The sequence below is a fragment of the Streptomyces sp. WAC07094 genome (genome assembly GCF_036320405.1).
In the GTDB taxonomy this organism is placed as follows: Bacteria; Actinomycetota; Actinomycetes; order Streptomycetales; family Streptomycetaceae; genus Streptomyces; species Streptomyces lannensis.
This window is the reverse complement of record NZ_JAVMJZ010000001.1, coordinates 5,206,874-5,224,065: the sequence shown is the minus strand read 5'-3', so window position 1 is coordinate 5,224,065 and position 17,192 is coordinate 5,206,874. Positions and strand designations below refer to the sequence as shown.

Genomic DNA, 17,192 nt, shown 5'->3' with positions numbered 1-17,192 from the left:
GTACGAGGCGCCGCCGGACGGGCGCGGCCATGCGGTGTCCGTGGCCGGGGGCAGCCTCAGGTGTCGGGTAAAGTTCTCCGGGTCGACAGGCGCCGCTAGCTCAGTTGGTTAGAGCAGCTGACTCTTAATCAGCGGGTCCGGGGTTCGAGTCCCTGGCGGCGCACGACCGGGAAGGCCTCTCGCATGAGCGGGAGGCCTTTTTGTGTCCGCCCGCACCCGGGGCCCGCGCCGATCGGCCGGATACCCTCTGGCCATGGCTCGGGACCTGCAGGAGCGGATCAAGAGGCTCATCATCGAGCGTCGGCTGCCCTCGGGCGCCGTGCTGCCGACCGAACCCGAGCTGATGACACTGCTCGGCGCCAGCCGGAACTCCGTGCGCGAGGCCCTCAAGGCGCTCCAGGCGATGGGCATCGTCGAGATCCGGCACGGCTTCGGAACCTACGTCGGTCCGATGTCCCTGGCCCCCATGGTCGAGGGCCTCGCCTTCCGCACGGTCGCCGGACACCACCGCGGCAAGGATAGCCTGCTGGAGCTTCTCGAACTGCGCGAGGCGGTGGAGACGGGGCTGATCTCCCGCCTGGCGGGCCGGCTGCCGGAGCGGGACCTCGCCGAACTGGACTCGCTCGTCGATCGCATGGAAGAGGAGGCCGCACGGGGCGCCGGCCTCGCGGAGACCGACCGCGCCTTTCACGCCACGCTCTACCGGGGGCTGGGAAACGTACTCCTGAGCGAAGTGCTGGAGGCGTTCTGGGACGCGTTCCACCGTGTCCGCACCGACCTGGCCGAGGTGCCCCAGGACCCGAAGGTCCCCTGCCGGCAGCACCGGGAGATCGTCGACGCCGTACGGTCCGGTGATGCCGTGCGAGCGGAGGCGGCCATAAGGCACCACTTCCTCAACATCCGTACACGTGCGACCTCAACTGTCCCACTGGATTCCAACAAGCGTCCCATTGAGCCGGTATGAGCGGTAAACACCGCGTTTCGCTCTTGCGATCATGCCGGAAGCCATAGAACCCTGGGCTCCAAGGGACTGCCGATGCACGGCAGTTGGGGGTAATTGGCCGGTTGTGCCGCTCGGGGAGGGTGGCCCGGCCGGGGGGATGCCGAGGGGGCGTTCACACAGGCGGGAGGTCGCGTTCCCGTGTCCGCAGCGTGCAGGTGACGCGGTGGCGGCGACCAGTCACTGACGCCCGTCATGGTCGAGGGGGACCTGACGCGGGCGAAACAACCACACAGACACGCAGCCGTGCGTGCGGGGGGATGACTCATGACGTCGACGCCGACGGGCGCCCGGCAGAACTTCGACCCGTCAGAAACGACCCGGTCGAGGCTGCCATCACACCGGACGGGGCACACCGGCACCGATCATCGGAGCCGGAGGACACTGCCGAGATACGACTACGAACACTACAGCCGGCTCGCGGGACCACTCACCCACCCGGACCCGTCCAAGCCGTACAGGGTCCGCTACCGCTCACTGCTCTCCCAGGAGCCGCACCGTGTCCGCGCCGCCCTGATGCTGTGCGCGGCGCCGCTGCTGTCACTGCTCCTGCTGGCCTGGCTGCTCCAGCCCAAGCACTGGACCGAGCGCCAGTACCCGGCCTACGACTTCCTGCCCGCGCTCGACGTGGTGATGCTCGTCTCGATCGGCCTGATCGAGTTCTTCCGCTGCATGACCGTACTGTCGAACGCGCATGCAACCCTGGTCGCCCGCGACCCCGTCCCGGTGGTTCCGCAGACCGGCACGAGAGTCGCCTTCCTGACCACGTACGTCCCCGGCAAGGAACCCCTGTCGATGGTGACGAAGACCCTGGAGGCGGCCGTACGACTGCGCCACCGGGGGCTTTTGCACATTTGGCTGCTCGACGAGGGCGACGATCCCGAGGTGAAGGCGGTCTGTGAGCGTCTGGGCGTGCACCACTTCACCCGCAAGGACGTCCCCGAGTGGAACCGGCCCAAGGGCCCGCACCGCGCCCGGACCAAGCACGGCAACTACAACGCCTGGCTCCAGGCGCACGGCGACGACTACGACTTCTTCGCCTCCGTCGACACCGACCACGTTCCGCTGCCCAACTACCTGGAGCGGATGCTGGGCTTCTTCCGCGACCCGGACGTGGGCTTCGTCATCGGCCCGCAGGTGTACGGCAACTACGACACCTTCGTCACCAAGGCCGCCGAGTCGCAGCAGTTCCTCTTCCACGCCCTGATCCAGCGGGCCGGCAACCGCTACGGCTCCCCGATGTTCGTCGGCACGTCCAACGCCGTGCGGATCTCGGCGCTCAAGCAGGTCGGCGGCCTGTACGACTCGATCACCGAGGACATGGCGACCGGCTTCGAGATCCACCGCCACAGGAACCCCGCCACCGGGAGGAAGTGGAGGTCGGTCTACACCCCCGACGTGCTCGCCGTCGGTGAGGGCCCCGGCGCCTGGACGGACTTCTTCACCCAGCAGCTGCGCTGGTCGCGGGGCACCTACGAGACGATCCTCAAGCAGTACTGGAAGGGCTTCTTCTCACTGCCCCCTGGCAAGCTCTTCAACTACACGATGATGATCGTCTTCTATCCGATGTCGGCTCTCAACTGGATCCTCGCGGCGCTGAGTTGTGCGCTGTTCCTGGGTCTGGGCGCCTCGGGTGTGAACATCGACCCGACGGTGTGGCTGATGCTGTACGGCAATGCGTCGGCGCTGCAGATCGGCCTGTACGTCTGGAACCGCCGGCACAACGTCTCGCCGCACGAGCCGGAGGGCTCCGGAGGCGTGGCCGGCATGGTGATGTCCGCGCTGTCCGCACCGGTCTACGCCCGCTCGCTGCTGGACGCAGTGCTGCGCCGCAAGAGCCGGTTCGTGGTGACCCCCAAGGGCGATTCGACGAGTCCCGACACGTTTTTCGGGACCTTCCGGATCCATCTGTTCTTCATCCTGGTCTTCGGCGGCTCGATCGTCGCCGGCTTCGTCCTCGGCCACGCCCACCCCGCGATGCTCGTCTGGGCCTCGATCGCCCTGCTGATCACCGCGTCCCCGGTCTTCGTGTGGCGCTGGACCCTGCGTCAGGAGCGGCGGAAGTGGGTGATCGCCGAGGAACCGCAGGACACCGTGGTGACTCCCGGGCAACCCGCCGGGGCCCACGCACCGTCGCCGCGCACCGCGTGGAGCGGCCACCCGGGCCCTGACCAGACCATGCAGATCGCTCTCGGGGGACACAAGAAATGAATGACCCGGCCGGTCACCGTCGTGTTCGTCGTCTCGCGATCGGCACGGCGGTGGTCATCGCACTGGGCGGAATGAACGGACCGTGGCTGTACCGCTTCGGGTCGGAGCGGTACCACGAGTACACGATCAACAAGCCCGAGTACAAAGCCCGGAACGGCTACTGGCAGACCGTCGAGTTCCCCGAGGAGTACCGGCAGGACACCATCCACGCCGTGCTGCTGCACACGGGGAAGGTGCTGCTGATCGCCGGCTCGGGCAACAACCAGGACAACTTCGACAAGAAGCAGTTCGACAGCCGTCTCTGGGACCCCGTGAAGGGCACGATCAAGAAGATCCCGACGCCGAACGACCTGTTCTGCACCGGCCACACGCAGCTGGCGGACGGCAGGATCCTGATCGCGGGCGGCACCAAGCGCTACGAGAAGCTGAAGGGGGACGTCACCAAGGCCGGCGGCCTGATGATCGTGCACAACGAGAATCCGGACAAGCCGATCACGCTGCCCGCGGGCACCACGTTCACCGGCAAGGCGAACGGCAGGACCTTCCTCTCCAAGGACCCCGTGCTGGTGCCGCGGGCCAAGAAGGTCTTCGACAAGAAGACCGGCCGCTTCCTGCGCAACGACCCCGGGCTCGGCCGTATCTACGTCGAGGCGCAGAAGAGCGGCTCCCGGTACGAGACCGGCACCCAGGACAACTACCGCGTCCAGGGCCTGACCGGCTCCGACGCGCGCAACACCTATGGCATCGCGCAGAAGCTCGGCCTCGACAAGAAGGACTTCCAGGGCATCCGTGACGCCTACGAGTTCGATCCGGTCGCCGAGAGGTACATCAAGGTCGACCCGATGAAGGAGGCCCGCTGGTACCCCACGCTCACCACCCTGAGCGACGGCAGGGTCCTCAGCGTCTCCGGGCTCGACGACATCGGTCAGCTCGTCCCGGGCAAGAACGAGGTCTTCGACCCCAAGACCGGGAAGTGGACGTACACCTCGAAGATCCGCCAGTTCCCGACCTATCCCGCACTCTTCCTGATGGAGAACGGCAAGCTCTTCTACTCGGGTTCGAACGCGGGCTACGGCCCGGACGACGTGGGTCGTGACCCCGGCATCTGGGACGTGGACACCAACAGCTTCACCGAACTGCCAGGGCTGAGCGCCCCCGGGATGATGGAGACGTCCGGCACCGTACTGCTGCCGCCGGCCCAGGACGAGAAGTACATGGTCATCGGCGGCGGCGGGGTGGGCGAGTCCAAGCTGTCCACCAACAGGACCCGGCTGATCGACCTCAAGTCGGCGGCCCCCCGCTTCGTCGACGGACCCGCCCTGGAGAAGGGCACCCGCTATCCGCAGTCCTCGGTCCTGCCCGACGACACCGTGCTGGTGTCGGGCGGCTCGGAGGACTACCGGGGCCGCGGCGAGTCGAACATCCTCCAGGCGCGGATCTACCACCCGGACACCAACACGTTCCAGCGAGTGGCCGATCCGCTGGTGGGCCGCAACTACCACTCGGGCTCGATCCTGCTGCCCGACGGCCGCGTGATGTTCTTCGGCTCGGACTCGCTCTACGCCGACAAGGCCGACACCAAGCCCGGTGTCTTCGAACAGCGCATCGAGATCTACACGCCGCCGTATCTGTACCGCGACTCGCGGCCCTCCCTGTCGGGCGGACCGCAGACCATCGCACGCGGGGCGTCGGGCACCTTCACCTCGCAGCACGCCCCGACCATCAGGAAGGTCCGGCTGATCAGGCCCAGCGCCTCCACACATGTCACGGACGTGGACCAGCGCTCGATCGCGCTGGACTTCACGACGTCCGGGGACAAGATCACGGTCACGGTCCCGAAGAACCGCAACCTCGTCCAGTCGGGCTGGTACATGCTGTTCGCCGACGACGACCAGGGGACGCCGTCGACCGCGCAGTGGGTCAAGGTGCCGTAGCCGTCCCGTGCTCGGGGGCGCCCTGCGTCCGGCGGAGGGCGCCCCCGGCTCCGCACACGCTCTACGAGCCGCCGTCGGTGAGGTCGAGCGCGTAGGACGGCCACCATTGCCCGGCCTTCGGGCCGCCCTTGCACGTGCCGTCCGACTCGCCCGGCCGCTTCACCCACAGGTAGGCGTCCACCAGCGGGTCCGCCGTGTCGGTCGTCGGGGCCTCGCCCAGGGCGCGGCCCGGCGGATTGCACCACCGCTCCTGTGGATCCCCGTCCGTGTAGGGGCCGTTGCCGTTGCGGCTGGTGTCGATCACGAACGGCTTGCCGCCGATCCTCTCCGACAACTGCTTGCCGTACCCGGTCGAATCCTGCGTCGAGTAGAAGTTGGAGACGTTCACCGCGAAGCCGTCCGCCTGCTCGACACCCGCCCGCTGGAGGGGTTCGAAGATCCGGTCGGCGTGCTGCCAGCCCGCGTTGCCCGCGTCCAGGTACACCTTGGCGTTCTTCAGCGCCTTGAGTGCGGTGATCGCCCCCTTGAGCAGGTCGTACCGCTCCTCGTGGAACTCGGCCGGGGTGCAGCCGTCCACCATGTGCAGCACCGCGTCCGGCTCCAGGACCACCATCGCCCGCCGGTCCCCGATCCCGCGGGCCACGCCGTCGATCCACGCCCGGTACGCGTCGCCGTCGGCCGCGCCTCCCTGCGAGAACTGGCCGCAGTCGCGGTGCGGGATGTTGTAGAGGACCAGGAGTGCCGTACGGTCCGCCCTCGCCGCGGCCTCGGTGAACCCCCGCGCCTCCTGCGCCGGGTTCTCCGGGCCGATCCACTCCCCCGTAGGCTGCTCGGCGATCTTTCTGATCCGGTCCGCCTCGGCCGCCCTGCCGGCCTTCTCGTACGCGGTGACCTGCCGGGCCGCGTTCCCTCCCGGGTTGACCCAGAACGGGTCCGAAGCCTTCGGCTGCTGGGTGACGGTCCCGCTCGGGCGCTCTTCGCGGTCCTCCCCGTTCCCGGTGGAGGAACACCCGGCCAGCAGCAGCGCGGCCCCCACCGCCGCCGCCGCGGCCCGCGGCCCCCCACCCCTCGTCCCGTACATCCAACTCCCCCTTGGGTGTACCACTTTGGGCGTTCCGCCTTACTCCCCAATCCTGACATACCCGTCGCGTCCCGCCCATGAGATCGCGCGGCTGTTGCGGGAGACCTGTGACCGCGTCACCGGCCCACGCCCGTCAGATAGGCCGACACCACCACGTTCGCCGAGTAGGTGTGGCTCGCCCGGTCGTAGCTTCCGCCACAGGTGATCAGCCGGAGCTCGGCCCGTCCCGGCTCCCGCGGGCCGTACGCCTGCCGGGCGTCGAAGGTGTCGCGGGCAAGGACCTTGACGTCCTCCACGGTGAACCGAGCGACCCGGCCGTCGTCACGGGCCACGCGCACCACCGCGCCGGGCCGCAGACCGCTCAGCCGGTGGAACACCGCCGGTTTGCTCTCGGTGTCCACATGCCCGACGAACAGCGCGGTCCCGGCGGTCCCCGGTGCCACTCCCGCCCGGTACCACCCGACCGCGCCCGGCTGGTCGTAGGACGGCGGATCCACCGCTCCCTGCCCGTCCAGGCCCCGCGGCACGACCGGCGCCCGCACCCCGATGTCGGGGATGTCGACGCGCAGGGGTGCCGCCTGACCCAACGGTGTGGCGGCAGAGGGCAGTTCGGTCTGCGGGGGACGTCCGACGGCGGCCATGTCGCCGGTCATGGGCGCGGAGATCCCCTGGCGCACATCGGCGATCTCACTCCCCCACTGCCACAGCCCGAGCAGCAGGACCACCCAGGCGAGCCCCATCAGCAGCCGTCCGGTGCCGCAGGATCGTTCGTGTCTGGCCATGTTTCACTCCGTGTCGCGACTGCGGCGGACACCCCGGGCGACGACCGCGGCGAACGCGACGCCCGCAAGAAGGAGGCCGAAGACCGCATGCCAGGTGCCGGGTGCCGCGACCCGGGCGTCCGAGGGGGAGGCGTTCGAGGTGCCGCCGCCGCCCGCCTGGACCGGCGCGGTGGGCGAGGAGGGGGCCGACGGCGTGGCCGTGGTGGTGGGAAACGCCCGGGCGCTCGCGCTCGGGGCGGCGGTGGCGGCCCGCGACGGGGAGGCCGACGGCCCGGCCACGGTGATCACGCCCTTGATCTCCTGGCCGTCGCAGTCGACGGTGACGGCGTGAGGGCCCACGGTCGACGAGGAGCGGATGCGGGTGTCGCCGGTCAGCGTGCCGTCCTCACCGACGAGCCGTGTGTCCGCGACGAAGGCGTCGGACACCGCGGTGCCCGACGTACCGGCACAGCCCCGCACGGACAGCCTGACGTCGGTGCCGGGCGTGGGGATCGCAGGGGTCAGTGAGACACCCTGCTCGTCCGCCGCGTGCGCCGTGGGCACAAGGGCGGCTGCGACGGCGGCCACCGCACAGAGAGTGAGCCGTAGTGAGCCCATCGTGAACCTCCCGATACCAGGAGGTTCTCTCGACGGGCACTCGGGCGCATCCGGACGGGGCCCGCCACTACTCCGTTGGAGGGTCGGCCCCGGTGCCGGTCAGACGATCTCGACCAGGTCCGCGATGGAGTCCACGACATGGGAGGGACGGAAGGGGAACCTGTCGATCTGCTCCCGCGTGGTCAGTCCGGTGAGCACCAGGAACGTCTGCATCCCGGCCTCCATACCGGCCAGTACGTCGGTGTCCATGCGGTCGCCGATCATCGCGCTGGTCTCGGAGTGGGCCCCGAGTGTGTTCAGGCCGGTCCGCATCATGAGCGGGTTCGGCTTGCCCGCGAAGTACGGCTTCTTGCCGCTCGCCTTGGTAATCAGCGCGGCGACGGCGCCTGTGGCGGGCAGCGGGCCCGCGGGCGAGGGGCCGGTCTCGTCGGGGTTGGTGCCGATGAACCGCGCCCCGTTCTTGATCAGCCGCACCGCCGTGGTCATGGCCTCGAAGGAGTAGGTGCGGGTCTCGCCGAGCACGACGTAGTCCGGGTCCTGGTCGGTCAGGACATAGCCGATGTCGTGCAGCGCCGTGGTGAGCCCGGCCTCCCCGATCACGTAGGCCGAGCCGCCGGGGCGCTGGTCGTCCAGGAACTGGGCGGTGGCCAGCGCCGAGGTCCAGATGTTCGCCACCGGTACCTCGAGACCCATGCGGCTCAGCCGGGCGTGCAGATCGCGCGGGGTGTAGATGGAGTTGTTGGTCAGGACCAGGAAGGGCTTGCCGGACTCACGCAGCCTCTTGAGGAACGCGTCGGCCCCGGGGATCGGAACACCCTCGTGAATGAGCACACCGTCCATGTCGGTGAGCCATGACTCGATGGGCTTGCGCTCTGCCATCTGCGATCTCCTGCCGTACGTCTCGCTGCGTGAGTCCCAGCGTAGCGATCAGCTGTTCGTGGCGGATTTCCAGTCGTCGACGTAGGACTGAAGGTTCTTGTCGATGTCGGACCAGTCCGGCTCGAAGACGTCGACGCCCTCCATCAGCTTGGTGAGGGCGACGGCGTTGGCGTCGGTGGCCTTGACGTCCGTGCGGGCGCTGAAGCCGCCGCCGATCTCGCTGACCTGCTGCTGCGCCGTCTGCCCGAGCATGTAGTCGAGGAGCTTCTTGCCGTTCTCGCTGTGCGGGGCCTTGCCGATGAGGCCGGCCGCGTACGGCAGCGCGAAGGTGGTCGCCTTGCCGCCCTGGGTGGCCGGGAACCAGATGCCGAGGTTCGGCATGGACTTGGACTGGGCGAAGTTCATCTGGACGTCACCGTTGGCGACGAGGAGTTCGCCCTTGTCGACCTTGGGCGCGAGCTTGCCCGTGGAGGCGGACGGGCCGACGTTGTTGGCCTGAAGCTTCTTCAGGTAGTCGAGCGCCGCCTGCTTGCCGCCGAAGTCGTGCATCGCCTTGACCAGCACGGCGGTTCCGTCACCGGCGACACCCGGGGTGGAGTACTGGAGCTTCTCCTTGTACTTGGCGTCCAGCAGTTCCTCCCAGGTGGTGGGGGCCTGCTTCAGCTCCTTCTTGTTGTAGACGAACCCGAAGTAGTTGTTGACGACGGAGGTCCAGGTGCCGTCCTCCGCCTTGTCGGCACCGGAGACCTGGTCGGAGCCCTGGGGCGCGTACTTCGCCAGGAGTCCCTTGCCGTCGGCCTGCTGGATGAAGGGGGGCAGCGTGACGATCACGTCGGCCTGGGGGTTGCTCCGCTCGCGAAGGGCGCGCTGGACGACCTCGCCCGAGCCGCCCTCGACGTACTTGACCTTGATTCCGGTCTGCTTCTCGAAGTCCTTGAAGACACGGTCGTACCAGCCGTCGCCGTTCTCGCCCTTGAGGCCGTCCGCGCTGTAGACGGTGACGGTCTTGGCGTCGGCGGCGGAGGAGTCGCCTCCGCAGGCGGTGAGGGATCCGGCGAGGACCAGGCTGCCGAGGACGGCGGCGATCGGCTTGGCGGTGTTCGTGGGCATGGCGAGATGAACTCCTTGCGGGAAAAGGGTGATTCGGGTGGTCGGGCCGGTCAGCGGTAGGAGGCCCGGGTGCGGATACGGGCCACGGCGAACAGGACGAGCAGGGTGGCCGCCATGAGGACGACCGCGAGGGCCGATCCGGTGAACAGCGAGCCCCGGTCGGTGGCGGCGTAGATCTGTACCGGCAACGGGACCCAGTCGGGCGGATAGAGCATCATCGTGGCGCTCAACTCGCCCATGGACAGGGCGAAGCAGAGGCCCGCGGCGGCCGTGAGGGACGGCAGCAGCAGTGGCAGCCGTACCCGCCACAGGACGTATGCGGGCCGGGCGCCGAGCGAGGCCGCGGCATGCTCGTAGGCGGGGTCGAGGCGGAGTACGGCCGCGGAGACGGACTGGTAGGCGAAGGCCGTGACGAGCACGGTGTGCGCGAGGATCACGATCCACCGGGTGCCGTTGAGCAGCACGGGCGGCTGCGAGAAGGCGACGAGGACCGCGAGCCCGACCACGACCGAGGGCACGGCGACGGGCAGTACGAACAGGGCGTCCAGCACCCGGCGCAGGGGCCGGGGCAGCGCGTGCGCGCCGAGCGCGCCCCAGGTGCCCACGGCGAGCGCGAGCAGGCTCGCGGTCACCGCGGTGACCAGGCTGGTGATCAGCGCCTGGAGCGATTCGCCCCGGGTGGCGGCGGTGTAGTGGGCGGCAGTGAAATCGGAGGGAAGCACGCCCGACCAGTGCCCGGCGAACGAGGCCGCGAGGATGACGAACAGGGGCAGGGCGAACAGGGGGAGGAAGAGGAGGAGGAAGAGCACCCACAGGGTCCACTTCCCGGTGCGGCTATGCACCAGCACGGCGGCTCACCACCCGGTAGAGGCCGTACAGGCCCACGGAGACGAGGACGTTGACGACGGCGACCACACAGGCGCCCGGGTAGTCGGACTCCAGGATCGCCTTGCTGTAGACGAGCATCGGCAGGGTGGTGACGCCTTTGGCGCCGGTGAACAGCACGATGCCGAACTCGTTCAGGCACAGCACCAGGACGAGGCCTCCGCCGGCGGCGAGGGCGGGCAGCGCCTCCGGCAGGATCACCCGCCCCACGATCCGCCCGGGCCGCGCGCCGAGTGACGCGGCGACCTCCACCTGCGCGGTGTCGAGCTGGGAGAAGGCGGCCAGCAGGGGACGCATCACGAAGGGCGTGAAGTAGGTGACCTCCCCGAGGAGGACGCCCCAGGGGGTGGTGAGGAACCGGAAGGGTCCGGACGCCGCGCCGGTCACCTCGGTCCACAGTCCGTTGGCCATGCCCACGGTGCCGTACAGGAAGAGGAGGGCGAGCGTGATGAGGAAGGAGGGGAAGGACAGGAACACGTCGACGAACCGCGCGACGGCCTTCGCGCCGGGGAAGGGTACGAAGGCGATGACGAGCGCCAGGAAGAAACCGAGGACCAGGCAGCAGGCGGTGGCGGCGAGCGCCAGCCAGACCGTGGTCCACAGGGCCTCGCGGAACGCGACGGAGCCGAGGACATCGGTGTACGGCTGGAGGGAGGTGCCGCCGGTGTCGGGCCGGAAGGACTGCCGGACGACGAGGACGAGCGGATAGAGGAACGCGGCGGCGAGCAGGAGCGCGGGAGGCAGCGCCCACGTCAGGCGCCTAGTCACTGCTGACCCCAGCGGCCAGCAGCACCGCGTCCTCGGGGGCGAAGTGCATCTCCACCGCCTCGCCGGGAGCCGGCGGGCGCCGCAGCTCGCGCACGTCGGCCATGACCCGGTGGCCGCCCACGTCCACGTACAGACGGTGGGTGGCCCCGCGCCACTGGATCTCGCCCACGACCCCGGCCAGCCGGTTGGGGCCGGGCCCGAGCCCGACGAGGTGCGGCCTGACGCACAGGGTCGCCGCGGCACCCTTCGCCGCCCCCTGTGTGTCCACCTGCAGCTCGACCCCGTCGAAGGCGACGCCCGTCGACCCGACGGTCACCGGCAGCAGGTTCGCGTTGCCCACGAAGGACGCCGTGAACTCGGTGCGCGGCGCCCGGTACAGCTCGCGCGGCGTGCCGACGTCCTGCAACCGCGCCCGGTCCATCACCGCGATGCGGTCGGCCAGCGTCAGCGCCTCGACCTGGTCGTGCGTGACGTACAGGATCGTCACGTCCGGCAACTCCCGGTGCAGTCGGGCCAGTTCGGCCAGCATGCCGGAGCGCAGCCGGGCGTCCAGGGCGGACAGCGGCTCGTCGAGGAGGAGCACGCCGGGGCGTACGGCGAGCGCGCGGGCGATGGCGACCCGTTGCTGCTGGCCACCGGACAGCTCGCGCGGATAGCGACGCCCGTACTCCCCCATCCCGGTCATCTCCAGGGCCTCGGCGACCCGAGCGGGGATCTCCCGCCGGGGCACCTTCTGCGCCCTGAGGCCGAACGCGACGTTGTCCGCGACCCGCATGTGCGGAAAGAGCGCGTACTGCTGGACGACTATTCCGATGCCGCGCCGGTGCGGCGGCAGCCCGGTGACGTCCCGGCCACCGAGGAACACGCGCCCCGAGGCCGGGCGCACGAATCCGGCGACGGCCCGCAGCGCGGTCGTCTTCCCGGATCCGGACGGGCCGAGCAGCGCCATCACCTCGCCCGGTTCGACGGTGAGGTCGAGCGCGTCGAGCACGGTGGTCCCGTCGTACGCGACCGACACCCTCTCGAAGCGTATGCCGGTCATTCCCCCTCGGCCCCCCTCAGCAGGGAGGGCAGGCCGGTCACGGAGGCGAGCACGTGGGTGGCGCCGGCGGCCTGCAGTGCGTCGCGGTCGTGGGCCCCGGTGAGTACCCCGGCGACCAGGCCCGCCCCGGCCCGGACGCCGCTGAGCATGTCGTACGAGGTGTCACCGGCCACCGCGATCTGCCGCACGTCCTCGGCCGCCCCGGTGCGCAGGAAGGCCTCGAGCGCCATGTCGGGGTACGGCCGCCCGCGGCCTCCCGCGTCGGCCGGGCACAGGGTGAGCGGGACCAGTCCCCGCCACCCGAGGACGTCGAGGATCGCGTCCTGGGTGACGCGGGCGAATCCGGTGGTGAGCACGACGGTCCGCCCGTCGGCCATCAGTTCCTCGACGGCGGCGCGGGCGCCCGGGATCTCGTGGACGTGGCCGTCGTCGACCAGTTCGCCGTAGGCCTTCTCGAAGGCGGAGTTGGCCCGGCGGGCGAGGGACTCCTCGCCGAACAGGTGCCGGAAGACGGAGATCTTCGACTCGCCCATGGTGGCCCGTACATAGGCCACCTTCTCCGCGTGGTCGGCGGAGCCTGGCTCCACACCCAGCTCGGCGGCGGCAGCGGCGAAGGCCTGTTCGACGAGTCCGCCGTCGGCGACGGTGGTGCCGGCCATGTCCAGGACGACAAGACGTATGTCGGTCATGAGGTGGTTCACCAACCCAATTCGTTCGCGGTGGTCTCGGCGATCGCGGGTGCGCAGGTCATACCGCGCCCGCCGGGCCCGGTGACCAGCCACACCCCCTCGCGCACCTGCTGGCGGTGCACGACCCGGCCGGGGTCGGTGCACTGCGCGTACACCCCCGCCCAGCGGTGGCGGATCCTCGGCAGCGGCCGGCCGAGGAAGCCCTCGACGACCCCGGTCAGGTGCTCGTAGGGCTCTTCGACCGTGTCGAAGGCGAACGGGTGCTCGTATTCGTGGGTGTCACCGATCGTCAGACCGCCGTCCGCACGCTGCACCATCAGCAGCTGCATGCGGTGGGCGGCGGCGGTCGGGGACTGCGGCTGCGTGGCCTCGAGGTGGTCCAGGGCCTCGCCGCGGTAGGCGAGGTAGTAGCGGAAGCTGTCGGCGTCGGCCACCGAGGTGGGCAGCGGTTCGCCGAGGGGGTCGGTCTGCATCATCTGCAGCCGTACGCGGCGCACCGGAAGGTCGGGCGCCAGCTCCTTGACCAGTCCGCCGAGCCAGGCGCCCGTGCACAGCACGACGGCGTCCGCCCGGTGCACCTCGCCGTGGTCGTCACGGACCGTGCCGGGGCCGGTGACCTCGCGGACCTCACGGCCCGGCAGGAAGGTGTAGTTCGGGTGGCGCAGCAGCTCGGCGCGCAGCGCGAGCTGGGCGGTGCGCGGTTCGACCGCCGCGTCCCGCTCGCAGTACAGCGCGGCGTCGTACGTCCCGCGCAGGGCGGGGTTCAGCGTGCGCGCCTCGGCCGGGGTGAGCAGCTTGTAACCGCGCGCGGCCGCGTCCGGAAGGGACAGCGCGGCCTCGGCGACGGCACGTTCGAGGCCGGTGCGAACGAGCGTCAGCGAGCCGTTGGGGCGAAAGCCCAGCGCGGGCACACGCGCGCCGAGTCCTTCCCACAGCTCCCGGGCGCGAAGGGCCGTTTCCAGCTCCTCGCCGGCGGCGCGACCACTCACCCAGATCTGCCCGAAGTTGCGCAGCGAGGCACCCCGGGCCTCGGTCTCCCGCTCGATCTGTACGACCTCGTGGCCGCGTTCCACTGCTTGCCAGGCGTGCATGGTACCCACCACGCCGGCTCCGACGACTGTCACTCTCACGACGACCACGCTCCTCGGGTTCGGGAAATCGGAAGGATGCGTTCGGCATCCAGATGGTGAACCGCCCTTCAAGTTTGGGCTAGACCCGTTACCTTTGCGTTATAAAAAACGGACGGATCCCAGGACCCGCCCGGTGCGTCCGTCAGCCGCCCAGATGCGCCGTGAAGGAGAACCGGTCCCCCCGGTACAGCGTCCTGACCCGTTCCAGCGGCCGCCCCAGCGTGTCGCGGGAGACGCGGTGGATCAGCAGCATCGGCAGGGCCGGTGGAGTCCCGATGAGCAGAGCCTCGCGCGGCGCGGCCAGCACCGTCTCGATGCGTTCGTCCGCGTCGCCGAAGACGATGCCCTGTTCGTGGAGGTAGCTGTAGAAGGAGGAGTCGGGGTCGAAGTCGGTGTCCAGCCGCGGCACCCGCGCCACCGCCACGTAGGTGCTCTCCAGACCGACGCGCTCGTCGTCGGCGAGCAGCACGCGCTCCATGTGCCAGACCGGTTCGCCGCGGGTGAGGCCGACGTCGGCGGCGAGGGTGTCGTTGCAGGGGAAGCGGTCGAGGGTGATGAGGCCACGGCCGGGGGTGCGCCCCTGCCGGCGGACGCCCTCGGTGTAGCTGGCCAGGGACAGCGGCTGTTCCAGCTTGGGTCCCGCGACCACCGTTCCCCGTCCCTGCCGCCGCAGCTTCCCCTCCAGGAGCAGATCGCGCAGCGCCTGCCGTACGGTCTCGCGAGCGACGTCGTACCGCTCGGACAGATCGCGTTCGGTGGGCAGCAGCCCGCCCTCGCCCAACTCCGCGACGAGCGCGGCGATCCGGGCCTTCACCGCGTAGTACTTCGGGATGCGGCCGTGCTCGGGGATGCCGGAGCGGATGGGGGCGCCTGGGTCCTGGTCGTTCGGGTAGTCCACGCATTGATCGTCGCAGACGGACCCGGCCGCGCCGGGAGGGGGCGCCGTCCCGGACCGGCTCAGCGGCGCCTGCGGTACAGCAGCACGGGCAGCCCCGCCACGAGTACCGCACCCGCCATGACCAGCAGTCCGGTGGACATCCCGTCCAGTCCGTGCGTCTGCCGGGGTCCGGCGTCGGCCAGCGTGTCCCCGGCCGGGCTGCGCCGGGGGGCGGGTGGCTGCGTCCGCTGCTCGGCCTCCGTGCGTGCGCCGGTGGGGCCGCCCGCCGCCTCGACCCGGAACCGGTAGTCGTTCGACTCCCCGACCCAGTCCCCGTCGTTTCCGTGCCGCTGCACGATCGCCGCGTTCGCCACGACGTCGTCCGGCCGGGCGCCGGGGGCCAGCGCCAGACGCACCTTCACGCTGAGGGTCCGCCCCGGATCGACCGTGAAGCCCGGAAGGCCGCCGTCGAAGACGCCGACCAGCTCGGCCCGGTCCGTGCGGATGAAGGCGACCGGGTGCGGACGGCCGCCGTCGAAGAACTCCAGCCGGGGCTGAGCGGCCGTCATCGCCCGTGCGGCGTCGACCAGGACGAGCACCGGGTGGATGCTGTCGCAGCGGTGTGCGGTCGTGTTCTTCAGGTCGATGAACCAGGTGTGGGCGGCGCCACCGGACTCGTATGCACCGGGGCCGCCTCGGATACGGGTGGTGAGCGGGAAGGAGGTACCGCTGGTGGCGACGCAGCCGGTCCGCTGATCCGCCGTCAGAGTGATGGCCGAGGCCTGCGGGAGGAGGACGGTGGCGGCCAGGGCGCACGGCACCGCCGGGGCCAGCCGGGGTCGTCGAGACAATCGCATGACATCCATGAACCGGCCATGGACAACGGCCATCGGAGCACGCCACGCCCTGCCGGCCGGGGTCCGCCGTCCAAGTCCCCTCGATCAGCGCAGTCGCCGCACCGCCGCGCCCGTCTCGCCCCGGCAGGACGGCGCGGGGCCGGGAGTCACCCCTCCGCCCGCCCGAACAGCGGCGCGAGCAGCAGCTGCGCCGCGCCCTCCGCGACGCCGCGTGCCTCGCCGGGGGCGATCCGTACCGGGACGGCCGTGGCCGACCCCTCGCGCCGGGCCCGGGCGCCGAGGACGGCGCCGACGCCCCGCTCGAAGGCGTCGGGGTGCGCGGCGACCGTGCGGCCGCCGAGCAGGACGAGGTCGATGTCGAGCAGTCCGGCGAGGTTCGCCGCACCCGTGCCGAGCACACGGGCCGCCTCGGCCAGGTCCCCCCGCGCGACGGCGGCGAGGCACAGCGCCTCGATGCACCCGCGGTCGCCGCATCCGCAGGACGGCCCGTCGAGCTGGACCACCTGATGGCCGAACTCCCCGGCCCCGGTCCGGGCGCCGCGGTGCACGGCCCCGCCGACGACCAGTCCGGCGCCGAGCCCGGTCCCGAGATGCAGATAGGCGAACGACGCGTCGGCGCCCCCGACCGTCCCGCCCAGGGCCAGCCCGAGCGCGGCGGCGTTCGTGTCCTTGTCGACGACCACGGGCATCCCGAGCCGCCGCACCAGTGCGTCGCGCAGCGGGAACCCGTCCCACTCGGGGAACCCGGTGACACGGTGCAGCACACCGCGGGCGTGGTCGAGCGGACCGGGAAGTGCGACACCGACCCCGAGGACGGGCACGGAAGGCCCCGCGCCCGCGATGTCCTCCGGCGTCCCCGTGGGCTTCGCCACCCCCTCGGACAGCAGGGCCTCCACCTCCTGGGCGGCCCCCTCCACCACGGCGCGGGCACCGGCGCCGAGATCCAGCGCAGCCCGTCGCCCGGCGACCACCGCGCCCGTGAGATCGCACAGCACCGCACGCAGCTCGTCCCGGTCCAGATGCAGCCCCACGGCGTGCCCGGCGCCGGGCACCAGCCGCAGCACCGTGCGCGGCTTGCCGCCGGTGGAGGCGCGCCGGCCCGCCTCCGTGACGAGACCGTCGGTACGCAGCCGGGCCGTGATCTTGCTGACGGCCTGCGGGGTGAGCCCGGTGCGCTCCGCCAGCTCCAGGCGGCTGATCCCCGGCTCCCCGGCGGTACGCAGCAGATCCAGCACCAGTGCCGTGTTGTGACTGCGCAACGCCGGCAGATTCGCTCCGCCGGCCGCTGCCGTCCCGACCCCGCGCCTGACTGCGCCGCCTCCCGCATACGTCCTGTTCACCCGTCCATTC

At 70.7% G+C, this 17,192-nt stretch carries 16 protein-coding genes and 1 tRNA gene; 4 read left to right on the top strand and 13 right to left on the bottom strand.

Features of this window, described 5'->3' with window-relative positions; all coding sequences use genetic code 11:
* Positions 1 to 89: 89 nt before the first annotated feature.
* The 4 genes from RCR19_RS23125 to RCR19_RS23110 all read left to right on the top strand — a co-directional run bounded on the left by RCR19_RS23125 (position 90) and on the right by RCR19_RS23110 (position 5,145).
* Positions 90 to 163: transfer RNA gene (locus RCR19_RS23125), tRNA-Lys, on the top strand.
* Between the two features lie 90 nt (positions 164 to 253).
* Positions 254 to 964, top strand: a complete 711-nt coding sequence (locus tag RCR19_RS23120) for a FadR/GntR family transcriptional regulator (RefSeq protein ID WP_331266856.1) — start codon at positions 254 to 256, stop codon at positions 962 to 964.
* Between the two features lie 303 nt (positions 965 to 1,267).
* Positions 1,268 to 3,211, top strand: coding sequence for a glycosyltransferase family 2 protein (locus RCR19_RS23115; RefSeq protein ID WP_331266855.1), 1,944 nt, complete (start codon positions 1,268 to 1,270; stop codon positions 3,209 to 3,211).
* A complete protein-coding gene (locus tag RCR19_RS23110; protein WP_331266854.1) occupies positions 3,208 to 5,145 on the top strand; it encodes a galactose oxidase-like domain-containing protein in 1,938 nt (645 codons plus the stop codon). The genes RCR19_RS23115 and RCR19_RS23110 overlap by 4 nt, the downstream gene beginning before the upstream one ends.
* Positions 5,146 to 5,206: 61 nt before the next feature.
* Here RCR19_RS23110 and RCR19_RS23105 read toward each other — a convergent pair whose 3' ends face one another.
* The 13 genes from RCR19_RS23105 to RCR19_RS23045 all read right to left on the bottom strand — a co-directional run bounded on the left by RCR19_RS23105 (position 5,207) and on the right by RCR19_RS23045 (position 17,110).
* On the bottom strand, positions 5,207 to 6,226 hold the full coding sequence (locus RCR19_RS23105; protein WP_331266853.1) for a glycoside hydrolase family 6 protein: 1,020 nt from the start codon (positions 6,224 to 6,226) through the stop codon (positions 5,207 to 5,209).
* Positions 6,227 to 6,342: 116 nt separating this feature from the next.
* Positions 6,343 to 7,008, bottom strand: a complete 666-nt coding sequence (locus RCR19_RS23100) for a class F sortase (protein WP_331266852.1) — start codon at positions 7,006 to 7,008, stop codon at positions 6,343 to 6,345.
* Positions 7,009 to 7,011: 3 nt separating this feature from the next.
* A complete protein-coding gene (locus RCR19_RS23095) occupies positions 7,012 to 7,575 on the bottom strand; it encodes a hypothetical protein (protein ID WP_331266851.1) in 564 nt (187 codons plus the stop codon).
* A gap of 129 nt (positions 7,576 to 7,704) precedes the next feature.
* Positions 7,705 to 8,484: an HAD-IIA family hydrolase gene (locus RCR19_RS23090; protein WP_331266850.1), complete on the bottom strand. Its 780-nt coding sequence runs from the start codon at positions 8,482 to 8,484 to the stop codon at positions 7,705 to 7,707.
* Between the two features lie 48 nt (positions 8,485 to 8,532).
* A complete protein-coding gene (locus RCR19_RS23085) occupies positions 8,533 to 9,594 on the bottom strand; it encodes a 2-aminoethylphosphonate ABC transporter substrate-binding protein (RefSeq protein ID WP_331266849.1) in 1,062 nt (353 codons plus the stop codon).
* A 50-nt stretch (positions 9,595 to 9,644) separates the two neighbouring features.
* A complete protein-coding gene (locus RCR19_RS23080; protein WP_331266848.1) occupies positions 9,645 to 10,442 on the bottom strand; it encodes an ABC transporter permease subunit in 798 nt (265 codons plus the stop codon).
* Positions 10,429 to 11,247 (bottom strand): 2-aminoethylphosphonate ABC transporter permease subunit, encoded by an 819-nt coding sequence (locus tag RCR19_RS23075; protein ID WP_331266847.1) that lies wholly within the window; start codon positions 11,245 to 11,247, stop codon positions 10,429 to 10,431. Before RCR19_RS23075 ends, RCR19_RS23080 begins: the two co-directional genes overlap by 14 nt.
* A complete protein-coding gene (locus RCR19_RS23070; RefSeq protein ID WP_331266846.1) occupies positions 11,240 to 12,289 on the bottom strand; it encodes an ABC transporter ATP-binding protein in 1,050 nt (349 codons plus the stop codon). The genes RCR19_RS23075 and RCR19_RS23070 overlap by 8 nt, the downstream gene beginning before the upstream one ends.
* Positions 12,286 to 12,978 carry a phosphonatase-like hydrolase gene (locus RCR19_RS23065; protein WP_331266845.1) on the bottom strand — a complete coding sequence of 231 codons (693 nt, stop codon included), beginning with the start codon at positions 12,976 to 12,978 and terminating at the stop codon, positions 12,286 to 12,288. Before RCR19_RS23065 ends, RCR19_RS23070 begins: the two co-directional genes overlap by 4 nt.
* Positions 12,979 to 12,986: 8 nt before the next feature.
* Positions 12,987 to 14,108 carry a TIGR03364 family FAD-dependent oxidoreductase gene (locus RCR19_RS23060; protein ID WP_331266844.1) on the bottom strand — a complete coding sequence of 374 codons (1,122 nt, stop codon included), beginning with the start codon at positions 14,106 to 14,108 and terminating at the stop codon, positions 12,987 to 12,989.
* Positions 14,109 to 14,250: 142 nt separating this feature from the next.
* Positions 14,251 to 15,006 (bottom strand): GntR family transcriptional regulator, encoded by a 756-nt coding sequence (locus tag RCR19_RS23055; RefSeq protein WP_331266843.1) that lies wholly within the window; start codon positions 15,004 to 15,006, stop codon positions 14,251 to 14,253.
* Between the two features lie 59 nt (positions 15,007 to 15,065).
* On the bottom strand, positions 15,066 to 15,836 hold the full coding sequence (locus RCR19_RS23050) for a hypothetical protein (protein ID WP_331266842.1): 771 nt from the start codon (positions 15,834 to 15,836) through the stop codon (positions 15,066 to 15,068).
* Positions 15,837 to 15,988: 152 nt separating this feature from the next.
* The gene (locus tag RCR19_RS23045) at positions 15,989 to 17,110 is read right to left on the bottom strand and encodes an ROK family transcriptional regulator (protein ID WP_331269529.1); all 1,122 of its coding nucleotides are present in this window, start codon (positions 17,108 to 17,110) and stop codon (positions 15,989 to 15,991) included.
* Between the last annotated feature and the right edge of the window lie 82 nt (positions 17,111 to 17,192).